Source organism: Nocardia sp. bgisy134 (assembly GCF_057708325.1).
The window spans coordinates 174,476-190,307 of the sequence record NZ_JBYIRW010000009.1 but is presented as its reverse complement, the minus strand read 5'-3'; the positions used below and the strand labels follow the sequence as shown (position 1 = coordinate 190,307).

At 68.6% G+C, this 15,832-nt stretch carries 12 protein-coding genes; 10 read left to right on the top strand and 2 right to left on the bottom strand.

The window, feature by feature from the left end; genetic code table 11:
- Positions 1 to 2 precede the first annotated feature (2 nt).
- From asnB to AC3ERS_RS17940, 4 genes are all read left to right on the top strand, one after another.
- Positions 3 to 1,784 (top strand): asparagine synthase (glutamine-hydrolyzing), encoded by a 1,782-nt coding sequence (asnB, locus tag AC3ERS_RS17955; RefSeq protein ID WP_431968882.1) that lies wholly within the window; start codon positions 3 to 5, stop codon positions 1,782 to 1,784.
- 3 nt (positions 1,785 to 1,787) lie between these two features.
- A complete protein-coding gene (locus AC3ERS_RS17950) occupies positions 1,788 to 3,098 on the top strand; it encodes a nucleotide sugar dehydrogenase (protein WP_431968880.1) in 1,311 nt (436 codons plus the stop codon).
- 13 nt (positions 3,099 to 3,111) lie between these two features.
- A complete protein-coding gene (locus tag AC3ERS_RS17945) occupies positions 3,112 to 4,788 on the top strand; it encodes an asparagine synthetase B family protein (RefSeq protein WP_431968878.1) in 1,677 nt (558 codons plus the stop codon).
- 202 nt (positions 4,789 to 4,990) lie between these two features.
- Positions 4,991 to 5,701, top strand: coding sequence for a hypothetical protein (locus AC3ERS_RS17940; protein WP_431968876.1), 711 nt, complete (start codon positions 4,991 to 4,993; stop codon positions 5,699 to 5,701).
- A gap of 40 nt (positions 5,702 to 5,741) precedes the next feature.
- Here the strand turns inward: AC3ERS_RS17940 and AC3ERS_RS17935 are convergent, their stop codons facing one another.
- The gene (locus AC3ERS_RS17935) at positions 5,742 to 6,857 is read right to left on the bottom strand and encodes an alcohol dehydrogenase catalytic domain-containing protein (RefSeq protein WP_431968874.1); all 1,116 of its coding nucleotides are present in this window, start codon (positions 6,855 to 6,857) and stop codon (positions 5,742 to 5,744) included.
- Positions 6,858 to 6,920: 63 nt separating this feature from the next.
- Here AC3ERS_RS17935 and AC3ERS_RS17930 point away from each other — a divergent pair, with 63 nt between their 5' ends.
- The 3 genes from AC3ERS_RS17930 to AC3ERS_RS17920 all read left to right on the top strand — a co-directional run bounded on the left by AC3ERS_RS17930 (position 6,921) and on the right by AC3ERS_RS17920 (position 9,605).
- Positions 6,921 to 7,229 carry a hypothetical protein gene (locus AC3ERS_RS17930; RefSeq protein WP_431968872.1) on the top strand — a complete coding sequence of 103 codons (309 nt, stop codon included), beginning with the start codon at positions 6,921 to 6,923 and terminating at the stop codon, positions 7,227 to 7,229.
- A 209-nt stretch (positions 7,230 to 7,438) separates the two neighbouring features.
- Positions 7,439 to 8,344, top strand: a complete 906-nt coding sequence (locus AC3ERS_RS17925) for a S1C family serine protease (protein WP_431969106.1) — start codon at positions 7,439 to 7,441, stop codon at positions 8,342 to 8,344.
- A 328-nt stretch (positions 8,345 to 8,672) separates the two neighbouring features.
- Positions 8,673 to 9,605 carry a DUF4344 domain-containing metallopeptidase gene (locus tag AC3ERS_RS17920; RefSeq protein ID WP_431968870.1) on the top strand — a complete coding sequence of 311 codons (933 nt, stop codon included), beginning with the start codon at positions 8,673 to 8,675 and terminating at the stop codon, positions 9,603 to 9,605.
- Positions 9,606 to 9,712: 107 nt separating this feature from the next.
- Here AC3ERS_RS17920 and AC3ERS_RS17915 read toward each other — a convergent pair whose 3' ends face one another.
- Positions 9,713 to 10,417 carry a TVP38/TMEM64 family protein gene (locus tag AC3ERS_RS17915; RefSeq protein WP_431968868.1) on the bottom strand — a complete coding sequence of 235 codons (705 nt, stop codon included), beginning with the start codon at positions 10,415 to 10,417 and terminating at the stop codon, positions 9,713 to 9,715.
- A gap of 182 nt (positions 10,418 to 10,599) precedes the next feature.
- Here AC3ERS_RS17915 and AC3ERS_RS17910 point away from each other — a divergent pair, with 182 nt between their 5' ends.
- From AC3ERS_RS17910 to meaB, 3 genes are read left to right on the top strand one after another with little or no spacing between them, the layout of a single operon-like run.
- Positions 10,600 to 12,489: a methylmalonyl-CoA mutase family protein gene (locus AC3ERS_RS17910; protein WP_431968866.1), complete on the top strand. Its 1,890-nt coding sequence runs from the start codon at positions 10,600 to 10,602 to the stop codon at positions 12,487 to 12,489.
- A complete protein-coding gene (gene scpA, locus AC3ERS_RS17905) occupies positions 12,489 to 14,768 on the top strand; it encodes a methylmalonyl-CoA mutase (protein ID WP_431968864.1) in 2,280 nt (759 codons plus the stop codon). The genes AC3ERS_RS17910 and scpA overlap by 1 nt, the downstream gene beginning before the upstream one ends.
- A complete protein-coding gene (gene meaB, locus AC3ERS_RS17900; RefSeq protein WP_431968862.1) occupies positions 14,765 to 15,814 on the top strand; it encodes a methylmalonyl Co-A mutase-associated GTPase MeaB in 1,050 nt (349 codons plus the stop codon). Before scpA ends, meaB begins: the two co-directional genes overlap by 4 nt.
- Positions 15,815 to 15,832: the final 18 nt, after the last annotated feature.

Sequence of the window (15,832 nt, the reverse complement as noted above, 5' to 3'; positions counted from 1 at the left end):
GGGTGGGAAGAACGGAGCGGGCCTTGTGTGGAATCAGTGGCCACGTCGCCAGATCGGGCTTTCCGTCGCGTATCGATCTCGTCGAGCGGATGACCGCAGCGTTGAGCCATCGCGGACCCGATGCCGCGGCGGTGTTCGCGGACCCATCGCTCGCCCTCGGGTGCACCAGGTTGGCCATCATCGACGTCTCCGGCTCATCGCAGCCGCTGCGCAGTGCCGACGGCGGATCGTGCGCCGGCGGTGAGCTGGTCCTCGTCGCGAACGCCGAGATCTACAACTTCGCCGAACTGCGTGAGGGGCTGCGACGGCGCGGCCACGTCTTCACCACCGACGGCGATTGCGAAGTGATCCTGCATCTGTACGAGGAGCACGGCGAACGCGCCGTCGATCACCTGCGTGGCATGTTCGCGTTCGCCCTGTGGGACCGGCGCAGGGGTCGGCTGACGCTGGCGCGCGATCGGATGGGGGAGAAACCGCTCTACTACACGGAACGACCGGACGGACTGCTGTTCGCCTCCGAAGCGAAAGCGCTGACGGCCGCGGGCGTCCCGGTCGAACTCGATCCGGACGGCGTGGCCGACTTCTTCCACCTCGAATACGTGCCCGAGCCGCGCAGCATCCTGCGCGATGTGCGCAAAGTTCCGGCCGGACACGTCGTGACGGTGGACATCCGGCCGTGGCGGGTACGGTCACGACCCTACTGGCGTCTCGAGGACGTGGAGCCGATCGACGGTTCGTGCGCCGAGCTCGTCGGCGAGATTCTCACCGGACTCGGTCCGCTGGTCACCAGAACCGATCGGCCGCTGGGCATTTCGCTCAGCGGCGGACTCGATTCGAGCGTCGTGGCGGCGCTCGCGGCCAAGTTCTGCGCCGCACCGGTGCGGGCCTTCTCGGTGGGCTACGCGGGCCGACCGGCCAACGACGAACGACACCATGCGCGGCAGCTGGCGACCTCGCTCGGCATGCCGTTCCACGAGATCGAGATCGACACCGCGCGCGCCACCGCGGATCTGCCCGTCGTCGTCGCGGCGCAGGACGATCCGGTCGCCGACTTCGCGGGTATCTGCTACCACGCGGTCATGCGCGCGGCGGCCGAGGCGGGCGTGCGGGTGATGCTGCAAGGTCAGGGCGCCGACGAGCTCTTCTGGGGCTACCCGTGGGTGCGGCGGGCCGTCGCGCTGAGCGAAGCGCGCGGGAAACTGGTGTTCTACCAGCTGGATCCGGACTTCCGAGAGGCCGACCGGGACGGGCCGGGCTATTTCGGCGAAGCGATGCGCGATGCGGCGCGGACCGAGTTCGAGCCCTCCGGCGCTCGCCCCGATATCGATCTGACCGGGTTGATCGCCGGAACCTATCTGCGCGAGAACGGCATCGCCCAGTGCGATCGGCTCGGCATGGCCAACTCCGTCGAACTGCGTGCGCCGTTCGTCGATCACCGCCTGGTCGAGGCCGTGGTCGGTACGCGCAAGACTCGGCCGGATCACCGTGACCCGCCGAAACAGCGGCTCAGGGAGGCGGCCTACGCGCTCCTTCCCGCGCGGATCGCCGACCGGCCCAAGCAGAGCTTCTCGCCGCCGTTGCGCGCGTGGCATGCCGCCTTCCTGCGGGCCTACGGCGACCTGCTGCCCGGCGGCGAGCTGGTGCGCCGCGGCATTCTCACCGAATTCGCCGCCCGGCGGCTTTCGGTCGCCGACTTCCCGGACGGGGCGGGCTCGCCCTTCTCGTTCAAAGCCCTGATGCTCGAAATGTGGTGTCGGCGCAATGTCGCTCGTGCGAGGAGATGATCGATGCAGGTGGCAGTGATCGGCATGGGGTATGTCGGCCTCACGGCGGCGCTCGGACTCGCGGCGTCGGGCCACGACGTCCTCGGCATCGATCACGACGAGCGCCGCGTCGCCCTGTTGCGCGAGCGGTGCTGCCCGTTCCACGAGCCGGACGTCGCGGAGGCGCTGCTCACCACCACGGTGACGTTCCAGCGGACGCTCGACGTTCCGGTCCGGGCGGTGATCATCGCGGTCTCCGCGCCGCTCGACGCGACCGGCGCCGTCGACCTGGGCAACGTGCAGTCCGTGCTCGCGGAGCTGCTCTCGGCCGGATCGCTTCCGGATCTCGTCGTAGTGAAAAGCACGATCCCGCCGGGTACCAGCGAAGAGTGGGCGGCGCGGTTCCCCGCGCTCCGGCGTGTCTACGCGCACAATCCGGAATTCTTGAATCAGGGCCGCGCCCTTGCGGATTGGCGAGCGCCGGACCGCATCGTCCTCGGGCTGTGGAACCGTGAGCTGCTGCCGCTGCTCGGTGCGCTGTACCACGATATGACCGCGCCGCGGCTGGTGGTCGGTCCGACCGAGGCCGAAGCGGTGAAGTACGCCAGCAACGCCTTCCTGGCCACCAAGATCAGCTTCGCGAACGAGATCGCGAACTTCTGCGGCGACCACGGCATCGACGTGGACGCCGTGCTCGACGGTGTGGCGCTGGATCCCCGTATGGGGCAGGGATTCTGGCGCCCCGGCATCGGATACGGCGACTCCTGCCTCGGCAAGGACGTCACCGCGTTGACCCGGTCCGCCCGTCGTCGTGGACGACCGATGAGAATGCTCGAATCGGTCGCCGAGCTGAATGACCGCCAGCTGCGATTCCCGGTCGAGATCGTCGCGCACGAAACGGCGCCGGGCGCACCGCCGGAGGTCGCCGTGCTGGGATTGCTCTACGAACCGGGCAGCGACGACATGCGAGCGGCGCCGAGCCGGACGGTGGTGCCCGAGCTCGCGGCGATCGCCGCCGACGTCCGGGTCTGGGATCCGGTACTGAGCCAAGAGGTTTTCGCCGACCTGTTCCCCGGTGTCCGGCGCACGGCGGGCATCAAGGAGGCCGTCCTCGATGCCTCCGTCGTCCTCGTGCTGACCGAGTTCCCGGACGTGCTCGCCCTCGACTGGACCGCGCTGGCGCAACTGGCGCGGCCGGATTGCCTTGTCGTGGACGCCAAGAACGCCCTCGCGCGGTCCGATGTCGAGGCGGCGGGGCTGCGCTATCGAGGGGTCGGACGGGCGGGCGGCGCCGGCGACCCCGGCGCCGCGGAACAGGACGTCGACGCGAAGTAGAAGGGATGTCGCCATGGGGATTGTGGTCCGGCCGCGTGCCGAAGGTGGCGGTTACGGCGGCTGGCGGCGCGCGGTGGACGACATCGTCGTCTCGGCCGACGGCGCGCAGTACAGCGTCGAGGAGACCGACGACGCGGTCTGCGTTCTCGACGGTTGGCTCTGCTCCGGCGGCGGCGCGGCGGAGCTGCTCGCGCTCTATCGCAAGCAGGGGATGTCGGCCGTAGCCGCGCAGGAGGGGCACTACGTCGCCGTCGTGCACGATCGTTCCCGCGGGCAGACGCACCTGGTGAGCGACCCCGGCGGATTCGGGCACGCGTGCTATCGCGACTCCGGCTCGGCGTTCGCGTTCGGGTCGCGGCCCTGCGACGTCGGGACCGGCACGGTGTCGCGCGAAGGTCTCGCCCTGTATCTGACGTTTCAATATGTCCCCGCGCCGTTTTCGATCTTCGACGGGGTGCGGCGGCTGCCTCCGGGCGCCGTGGTGACCCGGCGGGGCGGCGGCTGCCACGTGCGTCACCACGCCTCGCTCCCGCGGCCTGCGGAGCCGTCGGCGGGTGACGCGATCGCGCCCGAGCAGCTGGCGGCCGAGGTGCTCGACCTGCTCACCGATTCGCTCGCCCGCCGCATCGCGCCCGCGGAGCGCGTGGGCATGATGCTGAGCGGCGGCATCGACACCAGCACCAACGCCACCGTGCTCGCCACCCGGTTGGGGATCGGACCGACCGCGTTCACCGCGTCGTTCCGCGAGGCCGGGTACGACGAAACCGAATACGCCGCGATCGTCGCGGAACGGTTCGGATTCGACCACGTCGTGGTGCCGGTCGGGCCCGAGATCGTCGAGCGCCTGCCGAACATGGTGCGCGCCTTCGACAGTCCGAACGCCGACCAGGCGATCGTCGCCACGCAAGCGATCGCCGAGCGCGCCGCGCAGTTGGGATGCTCGCACATCGTCACGGGCGAAGGCGGCGACGAGGTGATGGGTTTCCCGATGTCGCCGCACGACGACATCCACCTCGTGCCTCTCCCCGCGGAATCGACGGACCTGGCGCGGTACTACCTGGGGCAGATCGGGCTGGGCAGTCCGGAGGATCGCGCGCTGATGTACGACGCGCTCGGCGGGGGCGAGGACCTCGCGCTCGGCGTTCTGGCCGGTCTGTACGAGGAGCATCGAGCGCACACCGCGCTGGACCGTTTGCTGTTCGGCCAGTGGAAGACCTGGTTGACCGAGGGCGTGTATCGCAAAGACCACCACACCTTCGGCGGCGCCGGGATGACCAGCGTCTTGCCGTTCGCCGATCCGCGCGTGCTGTCGTTCGTCGCGGGGATGCCCGCCGATCAGCGCTACCGGGCCTTGGACGGCAAGGCCATGCTGCGGGCGGGTATCGCGGCGCACCTGCCCGATCGCATACTGAAGCGCAGGAAGCACAAGTTCTGGATCCCGTTCGCCGAGTGGTTCCGCGGCCCACTGCGCGCCCACCTGCACGACGCGCTGCCGCACGGCACGGTGGCCACGGAGCTGTTGGGCGAGAAACGAGTTCGGGCACTGATCGACTCGCACGACCGCGGGCTCGACGACAAGAGCGGAATCCTGTGGGCGCTGTGGTTCCTCGACGCGTGGCTGAGCGCGTTGCCGCCGCGGAGCTCGGACGGGACCGTGCCCGGCGGTACGACGGAGCCCGCCGCACGATAGTGGATTACGCTGCGGTGCGGACGACTTCGGCGCGAGTCCGCGAATCCCGGGACACCGCAAGCCGAAACTGGCACTATCCGAATGGCGGCCCTCTTCGCTGCCGAGCCCGTCACGAGTACCGCTCGCAGAGTGATCGGATGGCCTTTGACCATTTCTCGAAGACAGGATTCGACGCTCGATGGTTACCTGGCTACTCAGTATCGTGTCGGGACTGATCGTCGCGACCACCACGTTCGGGGTGACGCGGTTCTACGACGCGACGCGGGTCCGGCGTAAATTCGGACACCTGAATGTCCTGGCCGAAGGCCAGGACATTCAGATAGTGATCCCCGATTTCCATGCCGGCTGGCTCTCGATCTACGGCACCGATCAGAAGGCGGAGATGCCGCCGAATGTCCGGGTGATGCCGATGGCGGAGGGCGGCGCGATCGCCGAGGCCGTGCTGGCCTGGCGCGGGCTCGGGAATCGGAATCGGATCAGTATCAGCACCCAGGACGCCTACCAGGACACTCACGGTCTGACGATTCTCATCGGCGGCCCGAGCGTCAACAGGTTGACCGGGAATCTTCTCAAGCGGTGCTTTCCGAAGTTCCAGATTCGCTATCCCGAGCACGTGGCGTCCTACGGTTCGATGAGTTACGACGTGACCGCGGACGAGAACGGCTCGCTGCTCGAGGACTACGGATTCATCGCGGTCAGCCGCACGCCGTCCGGGAAACGGTGCGTCGCGCTGTTCGGCGTCTGGGCCTTCGGCACGCTGATCGCCACCATCGCACTGCTCGAGCGGGTGGCCAGGGGCACCGATGTCTGGAATCTCATCCGCGACAAAAAGGATTTTCTCGTGGCCGTGCATTGTGAATTGGACGGGCTCGAATACAGCAACATTCGAATAATCGGATACGAAGAGATGTAGCGGCGGTTCGAGTGCCGCCGCTACATTTTTCCGCAGAGAATTATCGGAAGACGAGAATTTCTTTCGCGCCCGCCCGCGCGTGCGGGAGAAACGCTTCCCGGAAACGATCGAAGGGAATGCGCGTCGTCGTCGAGCCGATGACGCCGGGCCAGGTGGCATCGACCTCGCGCAAGAGATCGATCGCGTCCTCGAAATGCACCCGCGAGGAGTTGACGACGCCGAACAGCACCTGATTGCGCTTGACCATGGTGCCGAGCAGCGCACCGCCGTCCACCTCGGCGTGCTGCCCGCTCGGCAGGCCGACTACGCAGCAGGACGCGTTCTCCGCGCCGTGTGTCGCCAGCAACCGCGGCAGGAACGCCACGCCCGCCGCGTCGATGATGCTGCGGTGGGCCGCGATCGTCTGCTCGGTCACCATGTCGCCGGGAACCAGTTGGTGGGATTGGTATTCCGCGCCGAAAGAGGTCGCCGCCTGGGCCGCGAGCGAACCCGGCGGCGCGGGATCCACCACGGTCACCTTGTGTCCCGCGAATCGCAGGAAGGCGGTGGTGAGCAGGCCGATGATGCCGCAGCCGATCACCAGCGTATGGCCGGACGGATCCGACATGCCCAGCCGCTGGTCCATCGTTCGCAGCGTGTCCAGCGCCTTGACCACGATGGATGCGGGCTCGATCAGCACGCCGAGGTGGATCAGCTCCTCCGGAACGGGGACGAGTTTGTCGGCAGGCGCGCGCCAGTACTCGGCCATGAAGCCGTCGAGTTCGCGAATGCCGCGCTCTTTCCACGATCCGTTGCTGCACAGGTCGGGTCGGCCCCGGCGGCATTGGCTACACGGCACCGGATCGGGATCGCGGACCACGCAGGTGACCAACTGACCGGTTTCGATTCCGGGCGTCGAACTGTGCACCACCCGCCCGAGGACCTCGTGGCCGAGCACCATTTCGTCCGCCGACGCGGGTAGCTGTCCCTCTGTCCCCGCGACGATTTGGATGTCGGTCCCGCAGACGCCCACCTCCAGGGTGCGAATCAAGGGGCCGCGCGGATCGATGGCATCCATCGTTCTGATCACCTCGCGCGGCGCGCCCGTGGAATCGGGCGGTACGACGAGGCAACGCGCGCGTATTATCCGATCCTCGGATGTTCCGGCATAATCCACTTCGCACTCCTTGTTCGGAATCGTCGGTGAAGCAGATGATCGATGTGTGCGGGATTCGGCTTGATGGGCGCATTCCGCCACACGGGGAGTTTAACGGACCCGATCGTCGGCGGATCGATGATCGTGATTCGCCACTGCTTCATGGTGGCGGTACCCGGCGGTCTTCGACATGAACGCCGTAACATCCTGAATTCACCTCGGTTTCGCGGACGAAAACTGACTCGAGGCCACCTTCGCGGCCATTTCGCCGTTTGTTCGATCGGGATCGGTGGTGCCGGTGAACAGGCGATCGTGCTGGAAATTGTCCGCCGAACGACCTCGGTCGCCGAATGCGGCGTGGATCGCCCGCGGCGGCGGCGCCGGGCGGCTTGACATGTTCAGCGGTCTTGACGCGGCGCATCGATGACAAGGGCGTCATGTGACGTTCCGCGACGAGGAATTCGATTGGACAACTGAACTTTCGCCCGCCGCGCCCGGCGGTTTTCGCTCGGTGCAAAAGACGGTGCGCGGCGCTGCGGGCGGGGGCATCCTGGGAGGTGCCTGGTTTCGATGGCGAGAGGGTGGTCGGTGTGGACGATGCGATGGACGCGTACTCGCGAACGGTGATCGCGGTGGCCCAATCGGTCACGCCACACGTGGCGAGCCTGCGAACCCGGCGGGGGAGCGGTTCTGCCGTGGTGTTCACCGACGACGGATTCCTGCTCACCAACGCCCACGTCATCGGCGCGGCCACGCGCGGCGAGGTGGTGTTCGCCGACGGCGTCGAATCCCGCTTCGAGGTGGTCGGCATCGACCCGCTCTCGGACCTGGCCGTGCTGCGCGTGCGGGGCGGTGGCGGGCCCGGCGCGGCGGTGCTCGGCGACGCCGACAAGCTCGTGGTCGGTCAGTTGGTCGTCGCGGTGGGCAGTCCGCTGGGTCTGGCGGGTTCGGTCACCGCGGGCGTGGTCAGCGCGCTCGGGCGGGCGGTGCCGGTCGCCTCGCGCCGCGCCGGACGGGTCATCGAGGACGTCATCCAGACCGACGCCGCGCTGAATCCCGGCAATTCCGGTGGAGCGCTGTCGGATTCGGCGGGCCGGGTGGTCGGCATCAACACCGCCGTCGCGGGAATCGGCCTGGGACTTGCCATTCCGATCAACGCCACGACCCGACGCATCATCGCCACCCTGCATTCCGAGGGCCGTGTCCGCCGCGCCTACCTCGGACTGGTCGGTGTCCCGGCCCCGTTGCCGTCCGACGTGGCCGAGCGGACCGGACAACAGGCAGGGGTGCGCATCGTCGAGGTGGTGCGCGGCGCGCCCGCCGACACCGCCGGGCTGTACCGCGGCGACCTGGTGCTCAGTGTCGGGCGGTCGGAAGTCCGCGACGCCCAGGGCATCCAGCGTCAGCTCTTCGCCGACGCCATCGGCCGACCCACCCCGGTCACCGTGCTGCGCAACGGCGCGATGGTCGACGTGATCGCCGTACCGAGCGAACTGACCGTCGACTAGCTACTCGATAGCAACGGCGGTTTGTCTGCGATGCGGCCTGGCGAATCCGGGCTGCCGACGGCCAACCGCTGGTACGCGACATCGACGCACCTTGCCGAAACCGTCCTCTCGGGGACTGTTCGAATCTGCATGGAAAATGCCATCTTGTTCAGTTCGGGGCGGCCTTCTGGCAGGCGATCCTCGGATTGGCCGGTGTATCGGTGAACGTCATGGTGTGACGTGAGGCCTCGGCGATACGAGGGAAACCCACGGTGTCGAGTACGCGGCGTTGCTACCATGTGGCAATCATCGAGTGTTGGGGTCCTGCGGTATGGAAAGGCGGATTTCGATGGTTCCCAATTGGTGTCGATGGGCCGGGACCGCGGCGATGGTGGTCGCGGCGACAGCGGCGTGTACGGCGGACGACGGGGAGAAGCCTGCGTCGGCGGCGACGACCACCGCGACCGCGGGCCAGGCGCCGGACACCGGGAAATTCGTGCCCAAGTACGACCGTGCGATGCTTTCGGAGCTGGCGAAGGACGGTAAGAGCGTCGCTCAGGACAACCACGTCATCGAAGACCTGGCCGAGGCGTTGGGTGCGATGTACCGGCTGCCGAAGGATGTTCCGGTCGTCGGCATGGAATGCGGCGGGTTCAACGCCTATTGGGACCCCGAGAAGCAATCGATCGTCCTCTGCTACGAGATGTTCGGGGAGGCCGAGAAGTATGCGAGGGCGCAGTCCGAGGGACGCCCTGACTATTTCAACCTGTACTTCGACGGCGTGACACGCATGATCACCTTCCACGAGTCCGGACACATGGCGATCGATGTGTATTCACTGCCCACGACGGGACGCGAAGAGGACTCCGCGGACCAGCTCGCCGCCCTGCTCGAGTTGACCACCCCCGGCCCCACCGGGGTCGGCAGCGTGGCCGCGGCGGCCGACTTCTGGTTCGACATCTCCGACGATCCGGGCACCTTCGACGCGCACTCCTTCGCCGACGAACACTCCCTCTCCCAGGTACGTGCCTACAACCTGCTGTGCTGGGACTACGGCGCACTACCCGACGTGCTCGGTGTTCTCGTGACTATGCCGGGTGAGCCGGATCAGAAGGGGCGCCTGCCGTTGGAGCGTGCCATCAGCTGCGTCGACGAGTACAAGAAGATGCGCGGTTCGTGGGAGACCCTGCTGAAGCCCTATATCAAGGTGAACCTCGGCGTTTCCGACGCCACCGGCGCCACGACCACGGGTGCGGCACCTGCCACGACAACGACCCGGTAGAGCTGGCCGGTCTTCCCTCTTGATTCGGGGTTGCCCTGTGCGCGCGCCGCGTCGCCGGAATGCGATCGAGTGCAGTGGCCGAACCGGACGCGAGCCGTGTGATCCGGTCAGTCGCGGACGGCCAGCGGTTCGGCGAGCAGATCCTCGGACGGTAGGGCTTCGGACGGTAGCGCTTCGGGCTGCCAGCGGGCGTCGACCACCAGCCCGAGCAGTCCGATGGCAAGGCACACGCCCGAGACCATCACCATGGCGGGATGGGAGCCGCCGGTCAGGGCGTCGGCCAGGATGACGGTGGCGATGGTGCCGGGGGCCGAGCCGACGAAGGTGGCGGCGAGGTACGGCCAGAAGCGGATCGAGGAGAGTCCGCAGCAGTAGTTGACCACCGAGAACGGCGCGAAGGAGATGAGCCGCAGCGAACCGACGGCCAGCCAGCCGCGCCGCTCCAGCCGTTCGTCGATGGCCCGTACGGCGGGATGCGTGAGCCGGGACGCCACTTTGGTGCGGTCCAGCGCGCGCACCGAGAGGAGCGCCAGACCGGCGGCGACCACCGTGGCCGAGAGCGCGACCGCGGTGCCGGGCAATGCTCCGAAAAGCACACCGCAGCTGACGGTCAGTACCGTGCGCGGCAGCGGCGCCACTGCCAGAATCGAATAGACCCCGAAGAACACCAGCGGGAACCACGGACCGACCGAGCCTGCCCACTGCTGGATCTGCGTCGGACCGGGTAGCGGGACCAGCAGCACCGCGACGAACAGCGCACCCACACCGGCGAGCGAGGCGAGGATACGCGGGTTACGGAACAGCCTGGTCACCCGCGACAGGTTACCGGTTGGTAGTGGCGGCCAGGGTCAACCGATGCTGCCGCTGCCGCTAGCATCGAGGGAAACGGGACGAATGCTCGTTAACCGAAGTGCTCGCTGAGCTGGGCGAATGCGACGGTTTGGGCGCGCACCCCGGGTGCGCCCCGTGGTCGAGTGGAAGAGGAACAGCAGCTATGCCGATTGCTTCAGATCCGTCTCCGGGCGCGGAGCTCGCGGAGCGACCCGAGGGCGCGGATCCGGTTCCCCAGTACGGCGCCTGGCGTAAGGGTGTCGCGGGTGTGCTCGCCAAGGCGCGCAGGGTCGAGGTCGCCGAGTTGCCGGACGAGCCGGAGCAGCTGCTCGCGCAGACCACCTACGACGGGCTGACCGTCGCACCGCTGTACACCCGGCGCGACGAGCGGCCCGAACTGCCGCTGCCCGGCGCCTTCCCCTTCGTGCGCGGCCGCGACGCCACGCGCGACGTACACCGCGGCTGGTACGTCAGCGCCTTCGTCGGCGCGGGCGACGGAGCCGCCGCCAAGCGGGAGATCCTGGCCGGACTGGAGAACGGCATCAGCGCGATCTGGCTCGGCGTCGGCGAGCGCGGCGTCCCGGTCACCGAGCTGTCCGCGGCGCTGGACGGTCTGCTCTTCGAGCTGGCGCCGCTGACCCTGGACGCGGGCGAGCACGTATCGTCCGCCGCCGCAGCGCTTTTCGCGGCGCTGGACGGCTACGAGGCGCCGCAGCGGGCCGATATCCGGATCTCGCTCGGCGCGGCGCCGCTCACCAGCCGCTTCGCCGGCGTCGCGGACGCGGATCTCGCGGAGACCGTCGCGCTGGCCGCCGAGGCGATCGCGCGGCCGGAGTCGGCGCGCGCGATCACCGTGGACGGCACCGTCTTCCACGACGCGGGCGCCTCCGACGCGCAGGAACTCGGCGCCGCGGTGGCCGCGGGCCTGGAGTATCTGCGTGCGCTCACCGAGGGCCAGGACATCGCGGACGCGCTCGGCCAGCTGGAATTCCGGTTCGCCGCCACCGACGACCAGTTCGCGACGATCGCGAAATTCCGTGCCGCGCGCAAGCTCTGGGCCCGCGTCGCGCACGCGTGCGGCGCGCCGGACTTCGGCGGCGCACCGCAGCACGCGGTGACCTCCGCGGCCATGATGAGCCAGCGCGATCCCTGGGTGAACATGCTGCGCACCACGCTCGCCGCGTTCGGCGCGGGCGTGGGCGGCGCGGACACCGTGACCGTGCTGCCCTTCGACTCCGCGCTGCCCGCGGGTGAACTGAACGTATCCAAATCGTTCGCGGACCGCATGGCGCGCAACACCCAGTTGCTGCTGCTGGAGGAATCGCATCTCGGCCACGTCCAGGATCCGGGCGCGGGCTCCTGGTACGTCGAGGAGCTCACCGCCGAATTGGCCGCCAAGGCCTGGGAATTCATGCAGGAGCTGGAGGCCGCGGGCGGCTATCTGGCCGCGCTGGACTCGGGTCTGCTCGCCGAGCGCGTCGCCGCCACCAAGGCCGCCCGCGATTCCGATGTCGCGCACCGCAAGACCGCGGTGACCGGCGTCAACGAATTCCCGAACCTGGCCGAGCAGCCGCTCTCGGCGGCGGCCCGCACGCCGAGCCGGGTCGCCCGCTACGGCGCGGCCTTCGAAGCGCTGCGTGACCGGTCCGATGTGTACCTGGCGGCCAACGGAACCCGGCCGAAGGCGCTGCTCGTGCCGCTCGGCACGGTGGCCGAGCACAACGTGCGGGTCACCTTCATCGCGAACCTGCTGGCTTCCGGCGGTATCGAGTCGATCAACCCGGGCCCGCTGGACGTGCCCGGAATCGCCTCCGCCGCAACGGAAGCCGGTGCCCCGATCGCGGTACTCTGCGGTTCGGACGCGCGCTACGGCGCGGAGGCGGGCGCGGCGGTCGATGCGCTGCGCGCCGCCGGTGTGACAACGGTGCTGCTGGCGGGTGCGGCGAAGGCCGTCGCCGAGCTGAGCGGCACGCAGCGCCCGGACGGATTCCTCGCCGCGAAGATCGACGCGGTGGCGGCGCTGTCCGGCCTGCTGGAGAAGGTGGGAGCCTGATGACTACGCGTGAGATCAAGCACGTGATCGGCAATTTCGCCGAGGTGCCGCTCGACGAGCACGCGCCCGAACCTGCCGCGGTCGACGCCGCCCAGGTCGAGGCCTACATGCAGGGCGCGGCGGCGGCCAACAACTACACCCCCGAGCAAGTGGTGTGGTCGACCCCCGAAGGCATCGACGTGCCGCCGGTGTTCACCAAGGCCGATCGCGACGCCGTCGCGGCCGAGGGCTATCCGCTCGACAGCGTGCCGGGTGTGGCGCCGTTCCTGCGCGGTCCGTACCCGACCATGTACGTCAACCAGCCGTGGACCATCCGCCAGTACGCGGGCTTCTCCACCGCGGCCGACTCCAACGCCTTCTACCGCCGCAACCTGCAGGCCGGTCAGAAGGGCCTGTCGGTGGCGTTCGACCTCGCGACGCACCGCGGCTACGACTCCGATCACCCGCGCGTGCAGGGTGACGTCGGTATGGCGGGCGTCGCCATCGACTCCATCCTCGACATGCGCCAGCTCTTCGACCACATTCCCCTGGACCAGGTGAGCGTGTCGATGACGATGAACGGCGCGGTGCTGCCGATCCTGGCGCTCTACGTCGTCGCGGCGGAGGAACAGGGCGTCGCGCCCGAACAGCTGGCCGGAACCATTCAGAACGACATTCTGAAGGAGTTCATGGTCCGCAACACCTACATCTACCCGCCCAAGCCCTCGATGCGGATCATCTCCGACATCTTCGCCTACACCAGCGCGAAGATGCCGAAGTTCAACTCGATCTCCATCTCCGGCTACCACATCCAGGAGGCCGGAGCCACGGCCGATCTGGAGCTGGCCTACACCCTCGCCGACGGCGTGGAGTACATCCGCGCGGGCATCGACGCGGGCATGGAGGTCGACAAGTTCGCGCCGCGGCTGTCGTTCTTCTGGGCCATCGGCATGAACTTCTTCATGGAGGTCGCCAAACTCCGTGCGGGACGGCTGCTCTGGAGCGAGCTGGTCGCGAAGTTCGAGCCGAAGAGCGCGAAATCGCTGTCGCTGCGCACCCATTCCCAGACCTCCGGCTGGTCGCTGACCGCGCAGGACGCCTACAACAACGTGGCGCGCACCTGTATCGAGGCGATGGCCGCGACCCAGGGCCACACCCAGTCGCTGCACACCAACGCGCTCGACGAGGCGCTGGCGCTGCCCACGGACTTCTCCGCGCGCATCGCCCGCAACACCCAGCTGCTGATCCAGCAGGAGTCCAACACCACCCGGCCGATCGACCCGTGGGGCGGCTCCTACTACGTCGAATGGCTGACCCACCAGCTTGCCAACCGCGCCCGCGCGCACATCGCCGAGGTGGAGGCGCACGGCGGTATGGCGCAGGCGATTTCGGAGGGCATCCCGAAGCTGCGCATCGAGGAAGCCGCCGCCCGGACCCAGGCGCGGATCGATACCGGCCAGCAGCCGGTGATCGGCGTCAACAAGTACCAGGTGGAGGAGGACCACGAGGTCGAGGTCCTCAAGGTCGAGAACTCGCGGGTGCGCGCCGAGCAGATCGAGAAGCTGCGGCAGCTGCGCGCCGACCGCGATCCCGTGGCCGTCGAGCGGGCGCTGAACGAATTGACCCGCGCCGCTTCCTCTTCGGAAGGCGGTATGGCGAACAACCTGCTCGCGCTGGCCATCGACGCGGCACGCGCCAAGGCCACCGTCGGCGAGATCTCCGACGCGCTGGAGAAGGTGTACGGCCGCCACCAGGCCGAGATCCGCACGCTCTCCGGCGTGTACCGCGACGAGGCAGGGAAGGTCACCAACATCACCACGGCGAGCGAACTCGTCGAGGAATTCGCGGAGGCCGAAGGACGGCGGCCGCGCATCCTCGTCGCCAAGATGGGTCAGGACGGACACGACCGAGGACAGAAGGTGATCGCCACCGCCTTCGCCGATCTCGGCTTCGACGTCGATGTGGGCCCGCTGTTCCAGACCCCGGAAGAGGTGGCGCAGCAGGCGGCCGACAACGACGTGCACGTCGTCGGTGTGTCCTCGCTGGCGGCAGGCCACCTCACGCTGGTGCCCGCCCTGCGGCAGGCACTGGCCGATGTCGGGCGGCCCGACATCATGGTCATCGTCGGCGGCGTCATCCCGCCCGGTGACTTCGACGAGCTCTACCAAGCGGGCGCCGCCGCGATCTTCCCGCCCGGCACCGTCATCGCCGAAGCGGCGATCGATCTGCTGAAGAAGCTCGCGGCCGAGCTCGGTCACGACATCGGCAGCGGCGCCGCGGAATCCGCCGCCGCCGAATGACCGACGCAGACTCCGCTCCACCACGCGGAGGAGCGGCGCGCCGCACCATCGACGTCGACGCACTCGCCACGGCGGTCCGCAACAACGAGCGGGCCGCCTTGGCGCGGGCCATCACCCTGGTCGAGTCGACCAGGGCCGATCACCGGGCTTTGGCACAGCAGCTGCTGCTGAAGCTGACCCCCGAGACACACGGTTCCGCGAGCGCGGTCCTGTCGAATCGGGTCGGCATCACCGGTGTTCCCGGCGTCGGCAAGTCGACGTTCATCGACGCGCTCGGCATGTACCTGATCAGGAAGGGGCATCGGGTGGCGGTGCTCGCCGTCGACCCGTCCTCGACCCGCACCGGCGGCTCCATCCTCGGCGACAAGACGCGGATGGCGCGGCTCTCGGTGGAGCGCGACGCCTATATCCGGCCCTCGCCGACGGCGGGCACGCTGGGCGGCGTGGCCAAGGCGACCCGCGAGACCATCGTGCTGCTGGAAGCGGCGGGCTACGACGTGATCCTGGTGGAGACCGTCGGCGTCGGCCAGTCCGAGGTGACGGTCGCGAACATGGTCGACGTGTTCTGCTTCCTGACCCTGGCTCGCACCGGAGATCAGTTGCAGGGCATCAAGAAGGGCGTGCTCGAGCTCGCCGATCTGGTGGCGGTGAACAAGGCCGACGGCAAGCACGAGGTGGAGGCCAAGGCGGCCGCGCGCGAGCTGGCCGGCGCGCTGCGCCTCATCCACCCGCACGACGCGCTGTGGCGTCCGCCGGTGCTGACGATGAGCGGTCTGGAAGGCGTCGGCCTGGACAAGTTCTGGGACACGGTGCTCCAGCACCGCCGGGTGCTCACCGACGCGGGGGAGTTCGACGAGAAGCGCCGCCGCCAGCAGGTCGACTGGACCTGGACGATGGTGCACGACCAGCTGCTGCGCAGGCTCGCCGACAACCCGAACGTGAAAGCGATTCGCGCGCAGGTGGAAAAGCAGGTGCGCGAGGGCACGCTGACCGCGGCGCTCGCCGCCGAGGAAATCCTCGACGCCTTCGACAACGCGGGCGACTGACCGTCCGCGCGGTGCGAT